This window comes from Streptomyces sp. NPDC051211, assembly GCF_040689505.1.
Classification (GTDB): domain Bacteria; phylum Actinomycetota; class Actinomycetes; order Streptomycetales; family Streptomycetaceae; genus Streptomyces.
In genome coordinates, this window is record NZ_JBFBAV010000001.1 from 159,458 (window position 1) to 183,429 (window position 23,972).

At 71.9% G+C, this 23,972-nt stretch carries 22 protein-coding genes and 1 riboswitch; of the genes, 10 read left to right on the forward strand and 12 right to left on the reverse strand.

Features of this window, described 5'->3' with window-relative positions:
- The first annotated feature begins 64 nt into the window (after nucleotides 1-64).
- Complete coding sequence (locus AB0447_RS00805; RefSeq protein WP_366474225.1) at nucleotides 65-1,459, forward strand: serine hydrolase domain-containing protein; 1,395 nt, start codon at nucleotides 65-67, stop codon at nucleotides 1,457-1,459.
- 405 nt (nucleotides 1,460-1,864) lie between these two features.
- On the opposite strand, the gene AB0447_RS00810 is transcribed toward AB0447_RS00805, so the two are convergent.
- The gene (locus AB0447_RS00810; RefSeq protein ID WP_366474227.1) at nucleotides 1,865-2,368 is read right to left on the reverse strand and encodes an NUDIX domain-containing protein; all 504 of its coding nucleotides are present in this window, start codon (nucleotides 2,366-2,368) and stop codon (nucleotides 1,865-1,867) included.
- A 57-nt stretch (nucleotides 2,369-2,425) separates the two neighbouring features.
- A riboswitch (cobalamin riboswitch) is annotated at nucleotides 2,426-2,564 on the forward strand.
- Nucleotides 2,565-2,689: 125 nt separating this feature from the next.
- Here AB0447_RS00810 and AB0447_RS00815 point away from each other — a divergent pair.
- The 3 genes from AB0447_RS00815 to AB0447_RS00825 all read left to right on the forward strand — a co-directional run bounded on the left by AB0447_RS00815 (nucleotide 2,690) and on the right by AB0447_RS00825 (nucleotide 5,459).
- Nucleotides 2,690-3,616 carry an ABC transporter substrate-binding protein gene (locus tag AB0447_RS00815; RefSeq protein ID WP_366474658.1) on the forward strand — a complete coding sequence of 309 codons (927 nt, stop codon included), beginning with the start codon at nucleotides 2,690-2,692 and terminating at the stop codon, nucleotides 3,614-3,616.
- The gene (locus AB0447_RS00820; protein ID WP_366474228.1) at nucleotides 3,613-4,632 is read left to right on the forward strand and encodes an iron ABC transporter permease; all 1,020 of its coding nucleotides are present in this window, start codon (nucleotides 3,613-3,615) and stop codon (nucleotides 4,630-4,632) included. Before AB0447_RS00815 ends, AB0447_RS00820 begins: the two co-directional genes overlap by 4 nt.
- An 86-nt stretch (nucleotides 4,633-4,718) precedes the next feature.
- A complete protein-coding gene (locus AB0447_RS00825; RefSeq protein ID WP_366474659.1) occupies nucleotides 4,719-5,459 on the forward strand; it encodes an ABC transporter ATP-binding protein in 741 nt (246 codons plus the stop codon).
- Nucleotides 5,460-5,469: 10 nt separating this feature from the next.
- On the opposite strand, the gene AB0447_RS00830 is transcribed toward AB0447_RS00825, so the two are convergent.
- From AB0447_RS00830 to AB0447_RS00855, 6 genes are all read right to left on the reverse strand, one after another.
- Nucleotides 5,470-6,132 carry a hypothetical protein gene (locus tag AB0447_RS00830; RefSeq protein WP_366474229.1) on the reverse strand — a complete coding sequence of 221 codons (663 nt, stop codon included), beginning with the start codon at nucleotides 6,130-6,132 and terminating at the stop codon, nucleotides 5,470-5,472.
- On the reverse strand, nucleotides 6,129-6,677 hold the full coding sequence (locus AB0447_RS00835; protein WP_366474230.1) for a DUF6114 domain-containing protein: 549 nt from the start codon (nucleotides 6,675-6,677) through the stop codon (nucleotides 6,129-6,131). The genes AB0447_RS00830 and AB0447_RS00835 overlap by 4 nt, the downstream gene beginning before the upstream one ends.
- Nucleotides 6,668-7,276 carry a DUF6230 family protein gene (locus tag AB0447_RS00840; RefSeq protein ID WP_366474232.1) on the reverse strand — a complete coding sequence of 203 codons (609 nt, stop codon included), beginning with the start codon at nucleotides 7,274-7,276 and terminating at the stop codon, nucleotides 6,668-6,670. Before AB0447_RS00840 ends, AB0447_RS00835 begins: the two co-directional genes overlap by 10 nt.
- A 108-nt stretch (nucleotides 7,277-7,384) precedes the next feature.
- Entirely contained in the window at nucleotides 7,385-8,143 is a 759-nt protein-coding gene (locus tag AB0447_RS00845) for a MerR family transcriptional regulator (protein WP_366474234.1), read from the reverse strand.
- A gap of 28 nt (nucleotides 8,144-8,171) precedes the next feature.
- Complete coding sequence (locus tag AB0447_RS00850) at nucleotides 8,172-9,374, reverse strand: methyltransferase (protein ID WP_366474235.1); 1,203 nt, start codon at nucleotides 9,372-9,374, stop codon at nucleotides 8,172-8,174.
- A gap of 86 nt (nucleotides 9,375-9,460) precedes the next feature.
- Nucleotides 9,461-9,811: a tetratricopeptide repeat protein gene (locus AB0447_RS00855; RefSeq protein ID WP_366474236.1), complete on the reverse strand. Its 351-nt coding sequence runs from the start codon at nucleotides 9,809-9,811 to the stop codon at nucleotides 9,461-9,463.
- Between the two features lie 72 nt (nucleotides 9,812-9,883).
- On the opposite strand from AB0447_RS00855, the gene AB0447_RS00860 reads away from it, so the two are divergent.
- A complete protein-coding gene (locus AB0447_RS00860) occupies nucleotides 9,884-10,849 on the forward strand; it encodes a pirin family protein (RefSeq protein WP_366474237.1) in 966 nt (321 codons plus the stop codon).
- Nucleotides 10,850-10,932: 83 nt separating this feature from the next.
- Here AB0447_RS00860 and AB0447_RS00865 read toward each other — a convergent pair whose 3' ends face one another.
- The 5 genes from AB0447_RS00865 to AB0447_RS00885 all read right to left on the reverse strand — a co-directional run bounded on the left by AB0447_RS00865 (nucleotide 10,933) and on the right by AB0447_RS00885 (nucleotide 16,897).
- Nucleotides 10,933-11,871 (reverse strand): hypothetical protein, encoded by a 939-nt coding sequence (locus tag AB0447_RS00865; protein ID WP_366474238.1) that lies wholly within the window; start codon nucleotides 11,869-11,871, stop codon nucleotides 10,933-10,935.
- A gap of 14 nt (nucleotides 11,872-11,885) precedes the next feature.
- Nucleotides 11,886-12,752, reverse strand: coding sequence for a papain-like cysteine protease family protein (locus AB0447_RS00870; RefSeq protein WP_366474239.1), 867 nt, complete (start codon nucleotides 12,750-12,752; stop codon nucleotides 11,886-11,888).
- A gap of 547 nt (nucleotides 12,753-13,299) precedes the next feature.
- Entirely contained in the window at nucleotides 13,300-15,624 is a 2,325-nt protein-coding gene (locus AB0447_RS00875) for an FtsX-like permease family protein (protein WP_366474240.1), read from the reverse strand.
- A 2-nt stretch (nucleotides 15,625-15,626) separates the two neighbouring features.
- Nucleotides 15,627-16,394, reverse strand: coding sequence for an ABC transporter ATP-binding protein (locus AB0447_RS00880; protein ID WP_366474241.1), 768 nt, complete (start codon nucleotides 16,392-16,394; stop codon nucleotides 15,627-15,629).
- Entirely contained in the window at nucleotides 16,391-16,897 is a 507-nt protein-coding gene (locus AB0447_RS00885) for a PadR family transcriptional regulator (protein ID WP_366474242.1), read from the reverse strand. The genes AB0447_RS00880 and AB0447_RS00885 overlap by 4 nt, the downstream gene beginning before the upstream one ends.
- Nucleotides 16,898-17,065: 168 nt before the next feature.
- On the opposite strand from AB0447_RS00885, the gene AB0447_RS00890 reads away from it, so the two are divergent.
- The 5 genes from AB0447_RS00890 to AB0447_RS00910 all read left to right on the forward strand — a co-directional run bounded on the left by AB0447_RS00890 (nucleotide 17,066) and on the right by AB0447_RS00910 (nucleotide 23,925).
- Complete coding sequence (locus AB0447_RS00890) at nucleotides 17,066-18,352, forward strand: ABC transporter substrate-binding protein (RefSeq protein WP_366474243.1); 1,287 nt, start codon at nucleotides 17,066-17,068, stop codon at nucleotides 18,350-18,352.
- Between the two features lie 229 nt (nucleotides 18,353-18,581).
- Entirely contained in the window at nucleotides 18,582-20,264 is a 1,683-nt protein-coding gene (locus AB0447_RS00895) for a glycoside hydrolase family 13 protein (protein ID WP_366474244.1), read from the forward strand.
- 58 nt (nucleotides 20,265-20,322) lie between these two features.
- The gene (locus AB0447_RS00900) at nucleotides 20,323-21,654 is read left to right on the forward strand and encodes an ABC transporter substrate-binding protein (RefSeq protein WP_366474245.1); all 1,332 of its coding nucleotides are present in this window, start codon (nucleotides 20,323-20,325) and stop codon (nucleotides 21,652-21,654) included.
- 10 nt (nucleotides 21,655-21,664) lie between these two features.
- The gene (locus AB0447_RS00905; protein ID WP_366474247.1) at nucleotides 21,665-22,996 is read left to right on the forward strand and encodes an ABC transporter permease subunit; all 1,332 of its coding nucleotides are present in this window, start codon (nucleotides 21,665-21,667) and stop codon (nucleotides 22,994-22,996) included.
- Nucleotides 22,993-23,925 (forward strand): carbohydrate ABC transporter permease, encoded by a 933-nt coding sequence (locus tag AB0447_RS00910; RefSeq protein WP_366474248.1) that lies wholly within the window; start codon nucleotides 22,993-22,995, stop codon nucleotides 23,923-23,925. Before AB0447_RS00905 ends, AB0447_RS00910 begins: the two co-directional genes overlap by 4 nt.
- Nucleotides 23,926-23,972: the final 47 nt, after the last annotated feature.

Here is a 23,972-nt window from a genome sequence, read left to right on the forward strand (position 1 = left end):
CACTGCGTTCAAGTGCTGGCTACCCTTCACTTGAACGCAGTGCAAGTGCGCTAAGGGGAGTGGCATGTCACATCACACGCTGTCCGGGTTCGTCGAGGCGACCGCCACCGAGCTGGGCGTCCCAGGCGTTGCGGTCGGGGTCTGGGTCGACGGACGGGAGGTCTTCGCCTGCCACGGCGTGACGAGCACCGAGAACCCGCTGCCCGTCGACGAATCGACCCTGTTCCAGCTGGGGTCGGTCACGAAGACCCTGACCGCGACCGCACTGATGCGGCTGGCCGCGCGCGGCCGGATCGACCTGGAACTGCCGGTGCGCCACTACGTTCCCGAGCTCGTGCTCGCGGACGAGCGGGCCGCGGCCGAGATCACCGTGCTGAACCTGCTCAACCACACCGCGGGGCTGGACTGGGCGGTCATCGCCGACACCGGCGACGGGGACGACGCCCTGGCCGGCTACGTGGCGAAGATGTCCGAGCTGGACATGATCGCCCGGCCGGGCACCCGGGCCTCGTACAGCCAGGCCGGGTACAACCTGGCCGGGCGGATCCTGGAGACCGTCACCGGGATGACGTACGAGCGGGCCGTCGCCTCCCTCGTACTCGAGCCGCTGGGGCTCTCGGACACCTTCTTCGGGCCCGACGACGTCATGACCCGGCGGTTCGCCGTCGGCCACAACCTCGGCGAGGACGGAACGCTGTCCATCGCCCGCCCCTGGCGGATCCCGCGCGGACACAACCCCGGCGGCGGCGGTGTCTCCTCGGTGGCGGACATGCTGCGCTGGGCCCGGTTCCAGCTCGGCGACGGCCGGGCGGAGAGCGGTGTCCCGGTTCTGCCGGCCGCGGCCCTCCAGCGGATGAAGGAGCCGACGGTCGCACTGCGGAGCAGCACGCTCGGCGACGCCATCGGCATCTGCTGGTTCCTGCGCGAGGTCGACGGCGTCCAGACGGTGGGTCACGGAGGTTCGGCGATCGGCCAGTTCGCCGAGTTCCTCGTCGTGCCCGAGCGGAACTTCGCCGTCGTCGCGATGTCCAACGCCGGCCCGGACGGCATCCTCTGCAACCAGGCGATCGTCCGCTGGGCACTCCAGACCTACCTGGGTGTCACCGACCGGGAACCGGAGCCGCTCCCCTATGACGAGGCGCGGGCCCGGGAGATCGTCGGAAGCTACGACATCGACGCCATGACCCTCACCATCAGCAGCACGGACGGGCCCGGACTGCTCCTCGACGTCCGGATCAAGCCGGAGATCCGCGCGGCGGCGGACACCGACCTGCCCCCGGACCACGCGCCGGCCGCCGTCGGCCTGCTGCCCGGCGACGGGGACGAGTACATCGTCACCGGCGGGGGACTGAAGGGCCAGCGCGGCTTCTTCACCCGCGACGCAAGCGGGGCGGTGGTCGGCGTCGACCTCGCCGGCCGGCTGTTCCAGCGCGTGGGATCCGGCGTGGGCCGGGGGTAGAGAAGCGGCGGCAGGGCCTCCTGGTCCGGCTCGGCCGGGACCGCATCCCCGAGCTGCCAAGGGGCCCCGTCTCACCTCACCATGTCACCGGCAGGCTTTTCACCCCGTAGAAGTCCGAGTCGGTACGCATCGGGACCCGGTAGCGGGTGTGCTCGGACGCGTCCATCCGCAGGAACATGCCGGCCTCGGCCGGCGGGGCCTGGTATTCGGCGGCGGGCCCCCCGGAACGGGCCAGTTCGCCAGCTCGGCGCGCGAACTGAACCGGCTGTCCGACAGTACCTCGCGGACCAGGGCGTGGCTGGTCGCGCCGGCCAGCCCACGTGCCCGTTGGGGTAGACCATCCGGCGCAGCGGCTGACGCCGGAGGTTTGGGGCCACAGCGGCGACCGGCGGGCGGCCGGTGTGCTCATGTGACCGATGGGACGGACTCCAGGTACGCCACCGTGCCCGTGCGGCGGGCCCGGTCGATCACCGCGAGCCGGGCGAAGTTGGCGGGGGTCATCACCTTCACCCACTCCTCGACCGGCAGCACCCGGAACTCGCTGTGCTCGCCCGGGTCCAGCACGATGCCCGCGATCTGTTCCTGGTCGAGCGTGCCGCCGTCGAAGATGAACCCGATGTGGTTGGTGTGCCAGTCCTCGCCCCGCGGCGTGAGGAAGTGCACACCCAGCAGCTTCGGTTCACCCGAGAAGACGATCCCGGTCTCCTCCTCGCACTCCCGCACCGCCGTCTCCCACGGCGTCTCGCCGTGATCCATGTTCCCGCCCGGGAACTGCCACGCCTCCGTGCTGTACGTGGCGCGCAACTGGACCGGGTTGCCGATTGCATCGGTGAAGTACAGGCAGGCGTACGCGGTGGCCGGAGGCAGAGTCGCGATGTACTCGCGCGGCGGGAGCCAGGTGTTCGTCATGGTCTTCCTCCCGGGAGATCAGGTGCGGAGATCAGTCCATCACGTGCACCCTGCGCCGTCTGGCAGACTGGGCCGCGTCACCCCCGGGCGGCGCAGATCAGGAAACCGGTGCAAGTCCGGTGCGGTCCCGCCACTGTGACCGGTTCCCCCCACGGGAGCCGGAAGTCAGACACTGACGCGCCGCCTCTTCACCTTTCACGTCGACCAGGGGACGAGGATCCCCCGGAGAGGCTTCCCGTGGTCCTGTCGTACCCGCGCGCCGCCGCGCGCCGCATCCCCGGCGCCCTGCGCACGCTCGCCGCCCTCGCCCTCCTCGTCCCGCTGGCCGGCTGTGCCGGTTCCGGCGACGACGACGCCGAGCCCCGGGCCGCCGCGCCCGGATTCCCGTACACCGCCACCAACTGCGGGGTCGGCACCACCTACCGGGAACCGCCCCGGCGCGCCGTCACCCTCACCCAGCACACCACCGAGATCCTGCTCGCCCTCGGCCTCCAGGACCGCATGGTCGGCACCGCCTACCTCGACGACGCGATCCTGCCCGCCTACCGCCCCGCCTACGACAAGATCAAGGTGCTGGCGAAGGAGTACCCCTCCAAGGAGCAACTGCTCGCAGCCAACCCCGACTTCGTGTACGGCGGTTACGCCAGCGCCTTCGACAAAGCGGCCGGCCGCGACCGGGCCGGCCTCCAGAAGAGCGGGATCAACACCCGCCTCAACGTGGAGTACTGCACCGGCGGCCCGGTCGGACTCGACCAGCTCCGCACCGAAATCACCGAGGTCGCCCGCACCTTCGGCGTGCCCGAGCGCGGCGCCCGGCTGATCGAGGACCAGCAGCGGCGCATCGACGCCGTGGCGCAGAAGGTGTCCGGCCGGCCCAAGCCCGCCGTCTTCGCCTACGACGGCGGCGACAGCGCCGCCTCCACCTCCGGCGGCCACGGCATCGGCAACGACATCATCACCCGCGCCGGCGGCACGAACCTCTTCGCCGACCTCGAGGACTCCTTCGGCGAGGTGTCCTGGGAGAAGGTCATCGAGCGCAAGCCCGAGGTCATCCTCATCTACGACTACGGCGGCACCCCCGTGGAGGCCAAGAAGCAGCGCCTGCTGAACGACCCGGCCCTCGCCCAGGTGCCGGCCATCAAGAACAAGCGGTTCGTCGTGCTGCCGCTGTCCTCGGCCGTGCTCGGCGTCCGCGTCGGCGACGCCGTCGAGTCCCTCGCCCGCCAGCTGCACCCCGGAGCGGTGTGACCCGCCGGACGGCCGCCGTCCTCGGCGGGCTCACCGCCGCGCTGCTGGCCTCCGCCGTCGCCGGTCTGGCGCTCGGCCCGGTACGGATCTCCCCGGGACAGGTGCTCGACATCGTCCTCGGCGGGCAGCACACCGGCGCCTTCGCCGCCATCGTGTGGGACGTCCGCATGCCGCGGGTGCTGCTCGGCGCCGTCGTGGGGGCCGGGCTCGCCGTGACCGGCACCGTGCTGCAGGCCCTGGTCCGCAACCGGCTCGCCGACCCGTTCCTGCTCGGCGCCTCCTCGGGGGCCTCCGCCGGCGCCGTCGCCGTCCTGGTCCTCGGCGTCGGCGCGGGATTCGCGACCACCGTGACCCTGCCGGCCGCCGCGTTCGCGGGATCCCTGGGCGCCCTGGTCTGCGTGTACGCGATGGCCCGGCGCGGCGGCAGCATGACCACCGGGCGGCTGATCCTGGCCGGGGTGGCCGTCCAGTACGTCCTGTCGGCCCTCACCAGCCTGGTCCTGGTCCTCGCCGCCGAGGCGGACCAGGTCCGCCTGGTGCTGTTCTGGACGCTCGGCGGCCTCGGCGGCGCCCGCTGGGACGAACTCGCCCTGCCGGCCGCCACCCTGCTGCTCGGCACCGGCCTGCTGCTCGCACTGGCCCGGCCGCTCGACCTGCTGCTCGCCGGCGAGGAGGGCGCGCAGACCCTCGGCCTGGACACCGGCCGGTTCCGGGCCTCCGTGTTCGTGCTGACCTCGCTGGTCATCGGGGTGCTGGTGGCGTACAGCGGGGCCATCGGCTTCGTCGGGCTGATGATCCCGCACGCCGCCCGGATGGCCGTCGGCGCCGGACACCGGGCGCTGCTGCCGGTGGCCGCACTGGGCGGGGCGGTGTTCCTGGTCCTGGCCGACCTGGTCGCCCGTACTGCCGCCGCCCCCGAGGAGATACCGGTCGGGGTGGTCACCGCGCTGGTCGGCGGACCCTGCTTCCTGTGGATGCTGCGGCGGTCCGCGCGCGCCGAAGGAGTCCTCGGATGACCGCTGTTCAGGAGCCCGCCGGCAAGGGGTCCGTGCGGGAACACGAACCCGGTGGCCATCGGGCCGCGGAGCTGCGGGTGGAGGGGCTGCGGTACGAGACGGGCGGCCGCACCCTGCTGCACGGCATCGACCTGACCGCCCGCCCCGGCGAGACCGTGGGCGTGGCCGGACCCAACGGCAGCGGCAAGACGACGCTGCTGCGTTGCGTGTACGGCGCCCTGCGGCCCGCCGCGGGCCGGGTGCTGCTCGACGGCACGGACGCCGGCGCGCTCCCCGTCAAGGAGCGGGCCCGCCGGGTGGCCGTGGTCCCGCAGGACGCGAGCGGCACCTTCGGGCTGACGGTGCGCGAGGTGGTGGCGATGGGCCGCAGTCCGCACAAGCGCTTCTGGGAGCAGGACGGCCCCGAGGACGTACGGCGCATCGCCGGGGCCCTGCGCACGGTGGGCGTGGAGGAGCTGGGGGAACGGCCCTTCGACGAGCTCTCCGGCGGGGAGCGGCAGCGCGCACTGGTGGCCCGCGCCCTGGTCCAGGACCCGGGCCTGCTCGCCCTGGACGAGCCGACGAACCACCTGGACATCCGCTACCAGCTGGAGATCCTCGGCCTGGTGCGCGGCCTGCCGGCCACCGGCCTGCTGGTGCTGCACGACCTCAACCTGGCCGCTTCCTTCTGCGACCGGCTGTACCTGCTGCACGAGGGGCGGGTGGTGGCCGCCGGAACCCCGGCCGAGGTGCTGACCGAGGAGATGCTGGGCGAGGTGTACGGCGTACGCACGCGGGTCGGCGTCCATCCGACCACCGGGGCGCCCAGCATCGTCTATCTGCCCTGAGCCGGGAGGGTCAGGGGGCCACGGTGATCTGCTGGGCCGGGTCGGTGGTGTCGGCCACCTTGTAGACGGCGTTGAAGGTGGAGGCCGTCGCGCTGGTCGGGCAGCCGAACCCGCCGGTGACCTTGACCGGGACCGAGGTGTTGGTGAAGGTCAGGGAGGGCGGGGCGCCGTTGGTCCAGGTGCCGGGGACGCCGGCCGGGGCGGTGGGCGCGGCGACGACCGTGCAGGAGGCCAGGCCGCTGGTCCTGACCACCAGGCCGCCGGTGGGGACGGTCATGGTGGCCGTGATCGGGGACCCGTGCTGCATGGACACCTGCCAGGCGCCGCTGGTGGTCACGGTCGGGGTCACGCCGGGCATGCTCGACGTACAGGAGCTGTACGTCGGGGCGGAGATCGGCGAGGAGACCGGGCCGGCCGGGTTGTGGTTGCCCGGGGCGGCCGGGACGGTGCCGGTGGAGACGGAGACCGTGCAGGTGACGGTGACCGAACCGGCCTTGAGGGTGGCCTTGCCGCTGAGCGTGGCCTTGAAGGCGTGGCCGGCCGGGGTGACGGTGGTCGAGCCGGCCGCCGGTAACGGTGACGGTAAGGGTGCGGCGGTGGACGGGGCGGCGCCGAGGGTGAGCGCGCCGGCGGCGGCGAGGCCGAGGGCGAGGGTGGTGCGCGTGCGGCTCATGGCTGTGCTCCTTGGGGATCGGAGAGCGGTGTGGGGGAGGGGGAGCCGGGCTTGGGGGTGCCCGGCCGGGGCGTGCCGTGCTGGGCGGTGGCGTGCTGAACGGTGCCGTGCTGGGCGGTGCCGTGTTGGGCGCTGTCGTGTTGAGCGGTGGCGTGTTGAGCGGTGTCGTGTGGCGGGGCGCCGTGCCGGGGGGTGCGCGGCTGCCAGGCGAACATGAGCCCGCCGCCGAGGATCCCCAGCAGGGTGCCGATGAGGAACCCGCCCAGGTTCGACAGGACCAGCGCGGCGGTGGCGATCAGGGTGACGAGGACCCCCGCGAGGGTGCGGTAGTGCGGGGCGAACCAGACGGACAGACCGAGCACGATCATGACCAGGCCCATCAGGACGGACGGGATGCCCGCCACGCCCTGGGTGAGCATGACCTTCAGCGGGGCGAGCGGCAGGGCGCAGATCTCGGCCCCGGCGAGGACGGCGGCGAGCCCGCCCCAGAACGGCCGGCTGCGGCGCCAGCGCCGGAACCGCGCCCGGTAGGGGGTCAGAAGCATTCCTTCTTGCCCTTGCTGATGTGCAGGTTCAGGCCGGAGAGCTTGAAGGTGCCGGCGTTCGTCGCCCACGCCGTCTGCTTCAGATCGGTGATGCTGACGGTGTCGGCCTGCTGGGCGAACAGGTCCTGCATGCCCTGGGCGTCGGTCGGTCCCTTGTCCAGGGTGGAGGCGTCGCGGCCGATCTCGATGTTCGTGAAGGTCGCGTTGCCGGACAGCTGGGTGGCGTCGACGAACAGGTTCGTCGCCTCGACCGGCGTCTTCTGACCGGCGGTCAGGTTCAGCGAGACGTCGCCGATCACCGGGAGCGAGGTGACCACCGACTGGCAGAGGCTGTTGAGCTTGGCCTCCCTGATGGCGGTGACCGCCACCGGGATGAGTTCCTCGCGGGCGTTGACGTCCACGCTGCCGTACTGGACGAAGCCCTCGCCGGTGAGGCTCTGGGCGGAGACCTTGAACTGCTGGCCCGAGACGGCGAAGGAGGCCGCGAGCGCCCCTTGCGCGAGGGCGATTCCGAGGGCGGCGGTGACGGCTATGGCCGGGACCGTCAAGACGGCGAAGCGCCGCCATCTCACCCGGCCGTCGCCTAAGTCGTGTTCCATGACACATCCCCTTTATGATCGTTACTGACCGGTATGGGTGTGTCGTCGAATGTAAGAGTGCCAATGGTGGTTGGCAAGGTTGCTCGACCGCTGCCTTCAGGCCAAGTCCTACTGTTGCGTACGGGGTTCACTGCGCAGCAGTGAGGCGACCTCTCCGTCCACCCGCCGGGCCATCGCCCGCGCGAACTCCGCGGCCACCACCTCGCCCGCCACCGGACGCAGCGCCGCCACCGCCTCCGTGACGTGCTCCAGCTGCGTGGCCGAAAGCCGCTCCAGACCCTCGGGGCCGATCACGTGCTGCCGGAACAGGGCCACGAACCGGTCCGCGAGCGCCGCCGCCTGAGCCTGGACGAACTCCCCGGCGTCCAGGATCTCCGCCAGCGGCACCCCCTGACGCACCAGCGTCAGCGTCGCCTCCAGCAGCCGGCGGCTCGGAAAGGTGACGACGTCCCCCTCGACGCGTACGTACTCCAGCGCGGCCGCCCGCCGGGTGTCCTGCGGGCCGGCCGACGGGCCGAACAGCTCCCGCAGCTCGGCCAAGGTCGTCGTGACCGGCTCCTCCTGGTCCCAGTCGCGGGTCATCTCCCGCTCCAGGCCGAGGAGTTGCCCGATCCCCCCGCCCTGCTCCCAGGCGGCCAGCAGCTCCCCGATGCCGTTCACCGTGTAGCCGCGGCCGAGCAGGTCGTCGATCAGGCGCAGCCGGGTCAGGTGGTCGTCCGAGTACCAGGCGATCCGGCCCTCCCGGCGGGGCGGGGGCAGCAGCCCGCGCTCCTGGTAGTAGCGCAGGTTGCGCACCTTCACGCCGGCCGCCCGGGCCACTTCCTCCCGCCGGTAACGCGCCCCGTCCCCCGCCGCCTCGCTGCTCACGCGGCAGAGTGTAGGACGTACTGGCAGGTCACATGGGCCGCGGCCGATTCTCCCGCTTGACTGCCCGCAGGACCACGAACTTCGGTTCGCTCGCCACGACTTCGCTGTTGCCGAAGAGCCGCCGCAGATGCGTGTGGTAGCCCATGTGGCGGTTGGCGACCACCCACAGCTCGCCGCCCGGCCGCAGCACCTTGCGGGACTGCGCGAACATCCGCAGCGCGGTGGCGTCCGTCGTCGCCTGGTGGGAGTGGAACGGCGGGTTGTTCAGCACCAGGTCCACCGAACCGGGCGGGAGGCCGGCCACCCCGTCGCCGACCAGGAACTGCGCGCGGTCGCGGCCCTGGCGGACATTGGCCTCGAAGGTGGCCCGGGCCGAGGCGACCGCCTGGTACGACTCGTCGGTGAAGACCAGCTCGGCGTCCGGGTCCGCCACCGCGACCGCCGTACCGACCACGCCGTTGCCGCAGCCCAGGTCCAGGACCCGGGCGCCGTCCGTGTTGGTCGGGATGTTCTGGAGGAAGAAGCGGGTGCCGACGTCGAGGCGGTCCGCGCAGAAGATGCCAGCGTGGTTGACCACGGTCAGACCGGCGCCGGACCCGCCGTCCTCGTCCACGGTGTAGGTGACCGGCCAGGGGTCGACGGCCCTCGACGCACCGGGCGTGCCGGGCTTGGCGGGCGTACAGAAGATCAGCCGGGCCTTCTTCTCGGCCAGTGAGGTCCTGGTCGGACCGAGGACCTTCTCGAACAGCTTCAGCGTGGAGGTGTGGATCTCCTTGACCATGCCGGCGCCCACCACGACCGTGCCCTCGTGCAGGTGCGGGGCGAGCCGGTACAGCTGGTCCTCCAGCAGCGCCAGGCTCTTGGGGACCCGTACGAGCAGCACGTCGATGCGCTCGGGCGGCGCGTCCTGCGTGGTCAGCAGCCGCACGCTGTCGGCGGGTACCCCGGCGCGCGCCAGATTGGCCTCGGTGGCCGCATGGGTCAGGGCGGAGTCGGTGATCTGGGTGGGGTGGTACGCGGCCAGCGCCGTCACCAGAGCCCCCCACCGGTCCCCGAGCACGGCGATCTGCCCGGCCCCGGCGAGATCCACCGGCCCGCGCTCCCCGGTACCGGAGTCGAGATGGCGCAGCAGGTACTCGTCGGCGGCGTCCCAGGCGCGCAGCCGGTCGCGCGGGTCCTCGGGGAAGCGGGTGAGCTCGTGGGAGCCGAAAGGCGTGGTCAGGCGATTCATCGTGGCCCCAGGCTAACCGAGCCGGAGCCCCGGCCCCGCATTGCGCGAGGCGGGGCAGGCCGCCATTCACGGGAACTGCACGGGAACTACTCGGGGAACTCGCCGGCCATCGCCGCCGCGATCCGCACGTGCGCCGCCGCCTCGGCGGCCCGGCCCTGCCGCTCCAGGGTGCGCCCCAGCATCAGCTGCGCGTAGTCCTCCACCGGCCAGCGTTCCAGGATGCCCCGCAGCTCGGTCTCGGCGCGGCCCAGCTGCGCCGAGTGGAAGTAGGCGCGGGCCAGCAGCAGCCGCGGCGCGAGCTGCGCGGGGGCCTCGCCGGTCACCGTGACGAGGATGCGCGCGGCCGTGGTGTATTCCCTCGCCCGGAAGAAGAGCTGGGCCCGCTCCCAGCGCTCGGCGGCCGTTCCGTGCTCGAAGTAGGTCGTCGGAGCGTTCATGGTGCCTGCAACACGGCACGCAGGTGGAACATTCCGGTTAACCATCCCGCCTCCCGCGGCTACTTTGTGCCCATGAGCAATCTCGATCGTCAGCCCGCTCTCTCCGCCTGCGGCGGCCGCGGCTTCGTCGTCGCCGAACCCGTACGCGAACTCCTCAGCCCGCGCCAGGTCAAGCTCGGCGAATCCAGCGAGGTCCGCCGGCTCCTCCCGAACCTCGGCCGCCGGATGGTCGGCGCCTGGTGCTTCGTCGACCACTACGGCCCCGACGACATCGCCGACGAGCCCGGCATGCAGGTGCCCCCGCACCCGCACGCGGGTCTGCAGACCGTCAGCTGGCTGCACGAGGGCGAGGTGCTGCACCGGGACAGCGTGGGCAGCCTGCAGACCGTCCGGCCGCGCGAGCTCGGCCTGATGACCTCGGGGCGGGGCATCAGCCACTCCGAGGAGAGCCCCGAGCGGCACGCCCGCTTCCTGCACGGCGCCCAGCTGTGGGTGGCCCTCCCGGACGCCCACCGCAACGTCGAACCGCACTTCCAGCACCACGCCGAGCTGCCCCGGGTCACCGCCCCCGGCCTGACCGCCACGGTCATCCTGGGCACCCTGGACACCGCGACCTCGCCGGGCACGGCGTACACCCCGATCACCGGCGCCGACCTGGCCCTCACCGCCGGCACCGAGACCCGCCTCCCGCTGGACCCGGACTTCGAGTACGCCGTGCTCTCCATGTCCGGCGAAGCCCACGTCGACGGGGTCCCGGTCCTCCCGGGCTCCATGCTCTACCTCGGCTGCGGCCGCACCGAACTCCCGCTGCGGGCAAGCTCGGACGCCGGCCTGATGCTGCTCGGCGGGGAGCCGTTCGAGGAGGAGATCGTCATGTTCTGGAACTGGATCGGACGGTCCCAGGAGGACATCACACAGGCCCGCGAGGACTGGATGAACGGCACCCGCTTCGGCGAGGTGAAGGGCTACGACGGCCCTCCGATTCCCGCCCCGGAACTCCCCGCGACCCGCCTGAAGCCCCGGGGAAGGGTGCGCTGAACCGTGGTGATGTCCGTGCGGACGGTGCAGCCCGGGGCCGGCCCGCTCACCGTGGTGGGCGGGCCCCGGGCGGCCCGTACCGGTCAGCGCATGGCGGTCGTCCGCCGGCGGCGCGCGTACACCGCCGCACCGGCGGCCGCCGCCAGGGCCGCGGCCGTCCCGGTGACGGCCACCGGCTGCCAGGATCCGTCGGCCGCCGCCGGTCGCTCGGTCGCTGCGGCCGCCTGAGCCGGCCGGTCCTCCACCAGGCCGCCGTACCCGCCGGCCAGGCCCTTGCGGTCGTACTCCGAGCCGGGCAGTTTGTCACCGTAACGGGCGGATACGAGCTTCTGGTAGGCGGCGAGGCTGAGGGCGCGCTTGCCGCCGAGGCCGGTGGTCGCCTCCGCGTTGAGCGGCTCGACCATGCCCTGGGCGGTGAGCCGGTACCAGGCGCGAATCTGCGGCTCCGCGAACGTGCGGGCCTGTGGGGTGCTGCGTTCGGCAAGGCCGACCTCGACGTCCCCGTCCCGGATGCCGGCCAGCTGCCAGCCCTCGGCGCCGACGTTCCGCACGCCGTCTCCCGTCGCGGGGGCGTTTCCCTGGGGCGCGAGCAGTACGGCGGCCTTGTGGCCGTCGGAGGCGGTCACCCGGGACGCGAGGTAGGAGAGCCGCAGCGCGGTCTGCGGGGTCACCTGGGTCTTGCCGGACACGAACTCGGGGCTGATCTCGAACATCGGCACCGGGTCCTTGAGGTCGAATCTCGGCGGCGCGGCGGCTGCGGCGGGTGCGTTCCCCGGGGTGCCGAGGGTGCCGCCGTCCGCGGCGCCGGCACTGCCGGGTGGCCGGGTCGCGACCAGGAAGCGGGACACGGTGTCTCGGAGCTGGTCGCTGCGGAGGGTCTGCCGGGCGGACTGGTAACCCGCTATGCCGTCGCCGTCCGCACCCTGTGCGGAGACGTTTCCGCAGAGGGTGACGGCGATCGCGGTCGTGGCGAGGACGGCTGCCCGGGCGGCCGCGCGCTTGGTGCGTCGCATGGTCTGCATGGTCGGTGTTCTCCTCAGCCCTGGATGCCGATGCGGGAGTGGGTCCACTGGAACGAGTTGTTGTTCGCGTAGGTGTTGTAGTTCCACCAGGTGTAGGTCTGGGTGGTCTGCCACGGGTCACCGACCGCGATCATGTTGCTGGCGCTGTCGTAGCCGTAGATGACGTTCATGTGGCCGCCGCCGCTGTGCCAGCCGAACCGGACCGCGAACGGCCGGCCTGCGGCTATCTCGGCGGTCGACTCGCCGAACGAGGCGTTGCGGTACAAGCTGCGGCCACTGTTGCCCAGCCCCAGTCTGGCCAGCCCGTTGGCCATGTCCTCCAGCGTCGCGGGCTGGTTGTTGCAGTTCACCCAGGTTCCCTGGGCGGCGAGTTGGCAGAACCGTTCCTGACTGACGTTGCGCCCCCAGTACTTGGCGATGGTCACGCCCGAGGCGTCCCAGCACCACTGGGTCCTGACCTGCTTCTGCATGTCGATCCCGAGCGTCTTCGACGTCGGGGGGACGGGCCGGGTGGGCTTCGGGTTCGGGTTCGAGCCGCAGACCGGCAGGCCGGTGGTGTTCTCCCGGATGAACGCGTCGGCGATGTAGTACGAGCCGGTGTAGATCCACCGCGGGTTGTTCTCCACGGTGTCCCCGGTGGTCCGGCAGGACATCCGGATCCTGGCGCCGACCTTCGAGGAGCCGATGATCTGGGCCGAGAGGGAGGGCTTGGCCCGGTGGTTGATCGTGTGGTGGTTGCCCTGCCCGCCGATGACCGTGCCGCTGACCACGTCGGCCTGGGCGAGGGCGCCGAAGCCGAACAGCAGGCCGCCGGAGAGCGCTGCCGTGATCACGGCCACCAGCGCCTTCTTGCGGCGGGAGGTACGACGTTTGTGCATCATGCTCCTTCATTCGGGAAAGGGGGAACTGGCGGCCCGGCCCGACGATCCGGGCTCGACGGGACGTCAGGTGGGGTGCACCGACTGCACTTGAGGCAGGGTCAGCCGCGGCCCGTGGCGCCTCGGCGCGGGGCTCAGGCGGCCGTGGAGTCACCCGTGGAGAGCGCGTTGACTCGCCGGTTTATCACTCTTCTGTGACCAGGCATAACCGCACCGCTTTCCTCGAGTGGATTGGGTGCCGGGAATCCTGCCAGAGGGAATCGGGTGATTCGAACGCGGTTGCTCTACGCGCGAAGAGGTCACCAATTCAACCATCGAGAGCAGTGAACTGACGAATCGTCAATATCCTTGACTGGCAGTCGAGTTGCTCGAACGGCCGTCGCTGGTCCAGGCCATGTCGACGGGACTGACGATGCGTTGACTTTACGCAAACTTGACGCTGCGCGACTCTTTATTGGACGCGCCGTCAAATAGCCAAATAGCCCAGAGTGCAGGATGCGTGACTCTGCATCATTTCCAACCGGAGAATTCGCCCAGCCCGCTCAAGGGGTCAGAGCGTCTCGCTCAACGAGTCCGCCAGCCGCCGCCGCGCCGCCCGTGTCGCCGGCAGCGCTGCCGCCGTCACCGCACCCAGCACCGCCACGACGACCACCGCCGACAGCACCGGCAGCGACGGCAGTTGGGCTATCCCCGCGCCGATTCCGCTCGACGCGCCCTGCGCGTCCACCAGCCAGCTGCCGGACAGCGCACCCACCGTCGTACCCACCACGGCGGACACGAGCGCGGTCAGTCCGGCGGCCGTCACGATCATCGCCCCGATCTGCCGGGGCGTCAGCCCGATCGCCTTCAATGCGAGCAGGTCCCGTCCCCGGTCGCGTACGCCCGTGCTGATCAGCGTCAGCAGCTCGGTCAGCCCGATCAGTGCCAGCACCGCGACCAGGGCGGCGATCACTGCGCGTGCCGGTTGCAGCCGGTCGGCCGGATTGGGCGTCTCCCGGATCTCCAGCCTGCCGTCCGCCGCCGCGGCGATAGTGCCGCTCACCGCCCGAGGGTCCGCGCCCTCGCGCAGCACCAGGGCATGGAAGTCGGGCCGCAGCCGCGGATCGCGCTCCCGCAGCGCGTCGATGGTCGTGGTGATCACCCGGCCGCCGGATTCGGGTTCTATGGTGCGGCCGACGAGGTGCAGGATCTGCGGCCGTCCCTCGACGGTCATCCGTACCCAGTCGCCGACCTGCACCCCGAGGAGATCCAGCAGCCCCTGCCCGGCCACAGCCTCGTCCGGGCCGGCCGCCACCCGCCCTTCCACCACCGCGGAAGGATACGGGTGCCTTGCCGTGCCCAGCCCCCGGAGCGTGATGGTGCCGGTCTGCCCCGGGACGAGCGCCGCCATTTCCGCGCCCGGATGGACCGCGGCGATGCCCGGGACCGTCGCGAGGGTCTTCTCCAGCTCCCCGTCCGACGGCCCGGCGGACTGCTCGGCACGCACGGTCAGTGCCGCGGGCAGTCCCATCAGCGCGGGCCGGCTGCGGAACTGGTCCAGCGTCGACAAGGCGACGAGCGCGACCGTGATGAGCGCCAGCGGCAAGGCGAGCCGGGCCACCGGTACCAGCGTCCGAAGGCGTCGCGGGAACGCGGCACGCCATCCCAGGACCAGGGCTGGGGGCACCCGCATGCCGAGGGCCCGCCTGCCGAGCGCGGTCATCGGCGCGGCGGACGGCAGCGCAGCCCGGGCCACCGGAACCGGTGGCACACGTCCGGCCCGCCAGGCCGACAGTCCGGTGGCGGCCGCGATCAGCAGCACCGCGCCGCAGGGAATGCCGATCATCAGCGCGGCGTGGCCGGGCAGGTCCTGCCACATCGCCGCCGCGTCCCCGATCCGCCCCGGTATCCGGGCGCCCAGCAGGGCGATCGCCGCCGTGCCGAGAGCCACGCCGAGGAGCGCGAAGGCCAGGTGCTGCACGAGGAAGCCGCGGGCCACCTGGCCGGGGGTGAAGCCGATGGCCTTGAGGACGGCGATGTCCCTCAGCTGGCCGCGGACCCGGGCGGCGATGGCTCCCGATGCGGCGAGCGCCGCTGCGAGCAGCGCGCCGAGCCCGAAGACGGCGAACACCTGCCCGAGGAGCCGGTCGTCACCGCCTGCCTCGGCCCGTGCCTGCTGCCATTTGGTGACCTGGGCCACCCGGTCGGCGCCCAGGAGGGTCACGGCGCGCTGGACGATGAAATCGGTGTCGCCCGGATCCTCCAGGCGCAGCCCGACGCTCTGCCCGGTGTCTCCGTCGGCGATCTCGTCGAGCGTGCCGGGAAGCACCCAGCCGATGCCCGGGGCGCCGCCCGGCCGGTAGCGGGGCTCGGCCGCCTCGGCCGTCCCGCTCACCCGCAGTTCGCGCGGGGCGCCGTCCGGCCCGGTGACCCGTACCGTGTCGCCCGGCTCGGCCCACAGGGCTCGTGCGACCGAACTCTCCAGCATGACGCTGCCGGCCCGCCCGTCGCCGTCCGGCGGGGCCGGCCAGCTGCCCGCGGTGACGAGCGGACGCCCGGTCTCCGGGGGCGCCACCGCGGTTGCGCGCAGCGTCACCGCGGCCCGCGCGCCGCCCGACTCGACGGTCGTCGCCGCCGTGCGAAAGGGCCCGGAGAGGGCGGCGACGCCGTCCACGCCGGACAGGGCGTCCATGTCGGCCCCGGCGCGGGTGTGCAGCCAGATATGCGCGCCCTGGGACTGGTTGAAGATCCGCTGCCAGGGGTTCGCCGCGTAGCTGAACAGCGCACCGGCCAGCAGGAGCGAGGCGATGATCCCGGCGCTGGCCAGCACGACGAAGAGGGCTTCGCCGCGGTGTGCGCGGAAGTCGGCGTGCGCCCAGCGCAGGGTGGCCCGCACGGTCAGCCCTTGAGGCCGAGTACGCGCGACACGCCGCCGGCCGGCTCGCGGCGCCCTTCTCCGAGCTGCGCGTCGTCGGCGATGCGCCCGTCGAAGAAGCTGATGACGCGGTCGGCGGCACTGGCCATCCGGGCGTCGTGGGTGACCATCATGATCGTCTGGCCGCGCTGGTGGAACCGGGAGAGCAGCCGCAGCACCTCGCGGGTGCCCTTGCTGTCGAGGCTGCCGGCCGGCTCGTCGGCGAGCAGCAGAGCGGGGTGGTTGACCAGCGCCCGGGCGAGGGCGACCCGCTGTTGCTCGCCTCCCGACAGCTCACCGGGCATCGCACGCTCGCGGCCTTCCAGGCCGAGTTCGGCGAGCAGCTCGGCGCGGGATGTGCGAGCGGCCTTGGGGGAGGAGCCGGCGAGCAGGGCGGGCAGTTCGACGTTGTCGGCGACGGTGAGGTTGGAGACCAGGTTGAAGAACTGGAAGACGACGCCGATGCTGCGGCGCCGGAGGACCGCCCAGCGGGCCTCGCGGTACTCGTCGACCCGCTCTCCGCCGAGCCACAGCTTCCCGTCGTCGGGCCGCTGGAGACCGCCGATCAGGTGCAGCAGCGTGGACTTTCCGGCTCCCGAGGGTCCGGTGACCGCGACGAACTCGCCCGGCTGGACGGTCAGGTCGACCCCGCGCACGGCGTGCACCGGCGCGCCCTCACCGTGGTGGGTCTTGGTCAGGCCCTCGGCGCGGACGATGGGCACGGCAGGAGCGTCGGTGGCGGCGTCGCTCATTCCAGCTCCTCCTGACAGCGTTCCAGCCAGTCGAGGTCGGCCTGCAGGTGCAGCATGGCCCCCTCGATCAGCAGTTGGGAGATCTTGTTGCCGCGGTCTTCGGTCGCGGCCAGCTTCGACAGGTCCCGCATCGTGTTGAGGTACTGCCGCCGCTGCTTGTTGATCAGCGCGACCGGGTCGGCCATCCCCGACTGCGGCGCGAGAGCGAGCTTCATGAAGAACTCGTCCCGTACCCGGGGCTCCTCGGCAGTGTCCTCGAACCAGGCCAGCACGGCCTCGCGCCCGGCGTCCGTCAGCCGGTACGTGCGTTTGTTGGGGCGGCCGGACTGCTCGACGTCCTCGCCTTCGATCAGACCGGTCTTCTCCAGCCGACCGAGCGTGACGTAGATCTGGCCGACGTTGGGCTGAGGGTACGCGGCGCCCAGGAGCTTCTCAAGGTCCTGCTTCAGCTCGTAACCATGGGCAGGGCCACGGGTGAGGAGTGCCAGGAGCGGCAGCCGCACTCGCTCCCCCCTCCTTCCCGCTCCGTAGTCAACCGTTCACCGGGCAGGGGCGAGTGGGCATCGCCACTCGTCTTGTCTGCCTGGACGTCTAGTATCGCCCATGCCTAACGGGTATATATAGGCCGCAATGTTCGGCGGCGCAGCCGGATCGTGCACTGGGAGGAACCTATGCGGTGGATGCGTGCCGCGGGTAGAGCCCTCCTGGTCGCGGCGGTGGTGATGGCGGGGTACGCCGGTTTCGGCGTCGGAGCCGACACGGACGCGGCACCCGGGGCCCGCGGCGGGGCGCGCGGCCCCATGACGCTGGTGACGGCGGGCGATCTGACCGACTACCTCTCCCCGCTGCTCGACGACTGGAACGACAGCCGTCCCGACGAGCGCGTCACGCTCGTCGAACTGCCCGACTCGGCCGACGAGACCCGGGCCCAGATGATCAGCGAACTGCGATCGGGCGGCAACCGGTTCGACGTACTCAACATCGACGTGGCCTGGACGTCCGAGTTCGCCGCGGCCGGATGGATCTCCCCGCTCGAGCGTGACCGCTTCCCCCTGGACGCCTTCCTGCGGCCGGTCGTCGACACCGCGACCTTCGACGGCCGGCTGTACGCGGTTCCGTACGTCACCAACGCGGGACTGCTCTACTACCGCAAGGACATCCTGGACCAGGAAGGCGAGAAGCCGCCGCGCACCTGGGCCGAACTGGTCCGCCAGGCCCGCACGATCGCCCCCGAGCACGGAGTGGACGGCTACGCCGGCCAGTTCCTGCCGTACGAAGGGCTCACCGTCAACATCACCGAGGCCGTGCACTCGGCGGGCGGTTCGATCCTGCGTGACGACGGCGCGCGGGTGGCGGTGGACTCCGACGCCGCGCGCGCCGGACTGCGGTTCCTCGCGGACGGTGTGCGGGACGGCTGGATCTCCCGCGACGCCCTCGGCTACAAGGAAGAGGAGTCCCGGCAGGCGTTCCAGGACGGCCGGCTGCTCTTCCTGCGGAACTGGCCCTACGCGTACACGGACGCGAGTGCGGAAGGGTCGAAGGTCGCGGGCCGCTTCGGTGTCGTGCCGCTGCCCGGACCCGACGGACCCGGAAGCAGCGTACTGGGCGGCTCCAACCTCGCCGTCAGCAGCCATGCGCGGCATCCGGCGTCGGCGGCCGATCTGATCTCCTACCTCACCAGTGAACGGGTCCAGCGCCGGGTCCTCACCGAGGGCTCGCTGCCGCCGGTGCGTGCCGCGCTGTACGAGGACCCCGAGCTGATCCGCGCGTACCCGTACCTGCCCACGCTCCGCCAGAGCGTGCTGTCGGCGGTGCCGCGCCCCAAGAGTCCGCGCTACGACCAGGTGAGCATCGCCGTGCAGGCCGTGGCACAGGACCTGACGGCGCTGCGCCAGACGCCCGAGCAGGCAGTGGCGCGGCTCGCACGCGAGCTCGGGACCATCTCCCGCAAGGGCTGAGCGCACTCCTCCACCTCCTCCACCGGCTCCACCTCCCCAGGGCTTCTACTTACATGTTAGGTAGAAGCCCTTCGTCATGCATGCGGACGCTTCGGTGCAAACCACCCCAGCTTTCGGCTGTTTCTGGACGCATCGTTGACACCCTCCCGTCGCTCCTACTTAACATGCATGCATAACAGCGCACCTGATCGGGGCGCTCTCGCATTCAGCAGAAACAGGTCGACGCGAGATGCTCAGCACCCTTCCGGCCGACATCGGCCTTCCCTCCCGCAGCGCCACCCCACGTGACCCCTGGTGGCGCGACGCGGTGATCTACCAGGTCTACGTCCGCAGCTTCCTCGACAGCACCGGGGACGGCATCGGCGACCTGGCCGGCGTACGGGCCGGGCTTCCCTACCTCAGGAAGCTCGGTGTCGACGGCATCTGGCTCAGCCCCTTCTACCCGTCGCCGCAGCACGACCACGGCTACGACGTCGCCGACTACTGCGGCGTCGACCCCGTCTACGGCTCCCTCGCCGAGTTCGACCGGCTGGTGGCCGACGCCCGCCGGCTGGGGCTCAAGCTGCTGCTCGACATCGTCCCCAACCACTGCTCGAGCGAGCACCCGTGGTTCCGCGCCGCGCTCGCCGCCGGGCCGGGCAGTGCGCCGCGCGCCCGTTTCCACTTCGCGCCCGGCCGCGGCCCGGACGGAGCGGAGCCGCCCAACAACTGGCGCGCCATGTTCGGCGGTCCCGCCTGGAGCCGCACCACCGAGCCCGACGGCACCCCCGGAGAGTGGTACCTGCACCTCTTCACGCCCGAGCAGCCCGACCTGAACTGGCGCAACCCGGCCGTCGCCGACGACTTCGAGCAGGTCCTGCGCTTCTGGCTGGACCGCGGTGTCGACGGTTTCCGCATCGACGTCGCCGCCGGACTGTTCAAGCACCCCGAGCTGCCCGACTCGGACGACCCCGGCGCCGACGAGCGGGCCCGCGACTCCGTCAACCAGCTGGCCTGGAACCAGCCCGAGGTCCACGACGTGTGGCGCCGCTGGCGCTCGGTGTGCGAGGAGTACGCCGCCCGGGACGGTCACGAGCGGCTGCTGGTCGGCGAGGTGTCCGTACCGACCGCGCGCGAACACGCCGAGTACGTCCGCCCCGACGAACTGCACCAGGCGTTCTTCTTCGACCTGCTCAGCGCGCCCTGGGACGCCGACGCCTTCCGCTCGACGATCACCGAGGCGATGCGCGACATCGCCGGCACCGGCTCCACCGTCACCTGGGTCCTCAACAACCACGACCAGGTCCGCACGGTGACCCGCTACGCGGGCGAGCCGGGGGTGGAGGGCAGCGGGCTCGGAGCCGCCCGCGCCCGCGCCGCCGCCCTGCTGATGCTCGCTCTTCCCGGCGCGGCCTACGTCTACCAGGGCGAGGAGCTCGGCCTTCCCGAGGTCCTCGACCTGCCCGACGAGGTGCTCACCGACCCGATCTTCCACCGCACCGGCAGCCGCAAGCACGTCCGGGACGGCTGCCGCGTGCCCCTGCCCTGGTCGGGGCACGCCTCCCCGTTCGGCTTCAGCCAGGCCGCGGCCGGCGTCAAGCCGTGGCTGCCGCAGCCCGAATGGTTCGCCGAGCACGCCACCGACCGCGCGCTGGCCGACACCCGTTCCTTCTGGCACCTCTACCGCGACGGCCTCCAGCTGCGGCGCAGCCTGCCTCAGCTCGGCGACGGCACCCTGCGCTGGCTGGACGCGCCCCCGCAGGTGCTGGCCATCGCCCGCGGGGACGGCCTGGTCTGCGCGGTCAACTTCGGGACGGAACCGGTGCCCGCCCCGGTCCCCGGTACCCCGCTCCTCGCCAGCGGGCCCTGCCCCGACGGTGTGCTCCCCGCGGCGACCGCCGCCTGGTGGACGGGAGAGTGCCCGGCCCCGTGAACCCGCAGGAATCCGCCGCCCCCAGCACCCCTGCCCCGACCCCGTAAAGGACCCCATCATGCGACGACCCAGCAAGACGACCCGACGCGCCGCGGCCACCGCATCGGCGGCCCTCGTCCTCGCCCTCGGCGCCACCGCCTGCGGCGGCACCACCGGACCCGCGAGCGGCGGTGAACTCAGCGGCCAGACCGTGACCGTCGCCGGCGTCTGGACCGGCAGTGAGCAGAAGAACTTCAAGAAGGTCCTCGACGCCTTCACCGCGAAGACCGGTGCCAAAACGGTCTTCGTCCCCTCCGGCGACAACGTCTCCACCTTCGTCGGAAGCAAGATCGAAGGCGGCAACGCGCCCGACGTGGTGATGGTCCCCCAGGTCGGCGTGCTCCGGCAGTTCGCGAAGGAGGGCTGGCTCCAGCCCCTGTCCGACCAGGCCGCCGAGACGGCCGGCTCCACCCTCGCCCCGGTGTGGAAGAACTACGGCACCGTCGACGGCACGTACTACGGCCTGTACTTCAAGGCCGCCCACAAGTCCACCGTCTGGTACGCCCCCGAGGCCTTCACCCAGGCCGGCGTCAGCGAGCCGAAGAGCTACGCCGACCTGCTGAAGGCCGGCCGCACCCTCGCCGACTCCGGCCGCCCCGCCTTCGCCGTGGCCGGCGAGGACGGCTGGACCCTCACCGACTGGTTCGAGAACATCTACCTCTCCCAGGCCGGGCCGGAGAAGTACGACCGGCTCGCCCAGCACGAGCTCAAGTGGACCGACGACAGTGTCGTCAAGGCGCTGACCACCCTCGGCGAACTGTTCAAGGACAAGCAGCTCGTCGCCGGCGGCGCCCAGACGGCGCTGCAGACCGACTTCCCCTCCTCGGTCGAGCAGGTCTTCGGCCCCGAACCCAAGGCAGGCATGGTCTACGAGGGCGACTTCGTCGGCGGTGTCGCCAAGGACCAGTTCGGCAAGCAGCCCGGCAAGGACGCCAAGTTCTTCCCGTTCCCCGCCGTCGACGGCGGCAAGGCGCCGGTCGTCAGCGGCGGTGACGCGGCGGTCGTCCTCAAGCAGGGCAAGAACGGCAAGGCCGGCATGAAGCTGCTCGAGTTCCTGGCCGGCGCCGAGGCGGCCGAGGTCTGGGCCGGCGCGGGCGGCTTCCTGTCCCCGAACTCCAAGGTCGACCCCCTCGCGTACGGCGACGACACCACCCGCAGCACCGCCGAGTCGCTCATCGCGGCGGGCGACTCGGTCCGCTTCGACATGTCGGACCAGGCCCCGGCCGCGTTCGGCGGCACCAAGGGCGCGGGCGAGTGGAAGCTCCTCCAGGACTTCCTGCGCGACCCGTCGGACCCGAAGGGCACGGCCGCGAAGCTCGAGGCCGAGGCCGCCAAGGCCTACGGGAACTGAGGCGGCCCCCATGCCCGACACCCCGACCGCCCGCGACGCGACGAACCCGCGGCGCCGGGCCCAGAGAAGGAAACGCCGCCTCGCGGTCGCCTTCGTACTGCCCGCCCTGCTGCTGCTCGGCGCACTGGTCGTCTACCCGGTCGTCTTCTCCTTCGGCCGCAGCCTCTTCGACGCCAGTGGCGACCGCTTCGTCGGAGCCGCCAACTACACGGCGATCATCCAGGACCCGGCCACCCTCAAAGCGATCCGCAACAGCACCATCTGGGTCGTCGTCGCCCCCACCCTGCTGACCGGGCTCGGCCTGATGCTCGCCGTGCTCACCGAGAAGGTGCGCTGGGCGACCGCGTTCAAGCTGGTGCTCTTCCTGCCGATGGCCGTGTCGTTCGTCGCCGCGGGCATCATCTTCCGGCTCGCCTACGAACAGGACCCCGGCCGGGGCGTGCTCAACGCGGTCGTCGTCGGCGTCCACGACACCTTCGAAGACGCTGCCGCCTATCCGACGGCCCGTGCCCGCGAGGACCAGGGCCTGACGGGCAGCGCGGGCGGCCCGTACAGCACCGGGGAAGCCGTACGTCCCGGCAGCTCGGTCAGCCTCGGCCTCGTCGGCGTGGCACCCGACGCGATGCCCGCCGACGCGAAGGCCGCGGCCTCGGCGACGCCCGGCGGCGACGGAATCGGGGGCGTCGTCTACCTCGACTTCGCCCCCGGCGGCGCCGGCACGCCGGGCAAGGTCGACCCGGGCGAGAAGGGCCTGCCCGGCATGACGGTCGAGGCCGTACGGGACGGCCGGGTGGCCGCGACCACCACCGCCTCCGCCGACGGGTCGTTCCGCTTCACCGGACTGGCCGACGGCGAGTACACCCTCCGGCTGCCCGCGGCCAACTTCGCGGCCCCCTACCAGGGCGTGAACTGGCTCGGCCCGGCGCTGGTGACGCCTGCCATCATCGGCGCCTACCTGTGGGTGTGGACCGGCTTCGCGATGGTCCTGATCGGCGCCGGGCTCGCGGCCATCCCGCGCGACGCCCTGGAGGCCGCGCGGATGGACGGTGCCACCGAGAGCCAGATCTTCCGCAAGATCACAGTGCCGCTGCTCGCGCCGGTGCTCACCGTCGTCTTCGTCACCCTGGTGATCAACGTGATGAAGGTCTTCGACCTCGTCTACATCATCGCGCCCGGACCCGTCCAGGAAGAGGCGAACGTGCTGGCCACCCGCATGTGGCTGGTGTCCTTCGGCGGCGGCAACGACCAGGGGCTGGGCAGCGCCCTCAGCGTGGTGCTCCTCCTGCTGGTCGTCCCCGCGATGATCTTCAACATCCGGCGTTTCCGAAGGAGCGCAGCATGAGCAGCCAGAGCACCATCGAGCGCCGGCCGCCGCGGCCGGCGGGGGCGATCCGGCCCGGCCCCGCCCCGTCTCCTCCCGGACCGCGCCGCAGGAGCCGGCTGTCGCGCCTGCTGAGCAGCTCGGTCGTCCAGGGCCTGCTGATCCTGGTCGCCCTCGTGTGGATCACCCCACTGGCGGGCCTGTTCCTGTCCTCGATGCGTTCCGAGCGGGACAACGCCTCCGAGGGCTGGTGGACCGCGCTCACCGACCCCTCCCAGCTGTCCCTGGACAACTACAGCGCCCTGCTGGAGGACTCCGGCATCGCCGCGGCCTTCGGGAACACCGTGATGATCTCGGTGCCCACCACCGTCCTGGTGGTCGGCATCGCGGCACTCGCCGGATACGCCTTCGCGTGGCTGGACTTCCCCGGCCGCGACGGCATCTTCCTGGTGGTCGTCGGACTGCTGGTCGTGCCCGTGCAGATCGGGCTGCTGCCCGTGGCCAAACTCTTCGGCGCGGTGGGCCTGTTCGGCACGATTCCGGGCGTCGTCCTCTTCCACGTCGCCTACGGGCTGCCGTTCGCGATCTTCCTGCTGCGCAACTACTTCGCCGAGATACCGCGCGAAATGCTGGAAGCCGCCCGGATGGACGGCGGCAGCGAGTGGCGGATCTTCTCCCGGCTCGTGCTGCCGCTCGGCCGCCCGGCCATCGCGAGCCTGGCCATCTTCCAGTTCCTGTGGGTATGGAACGACATGCTCGTGGCGCTGCTCTTCGCGGACAGCGAGTCCCAGCCCCTCACGGTCGCCCTGCAGTCCCAGATGCGGCAGTTCGGAAGCAACATCGGCGTCCTCGCGCCGGGGGCGTTCCTGTCCCTGGTGGTCCCGCTGATCGTCTTCTTCGCCTTCCAACGGCATTTCGTCCAAGGCGTGATGGCGGGCTCGGTGAAATAACGGCCGCGAGGTCCGGGGTGCCGGGAACGGGTACACCCCCGCAGGCC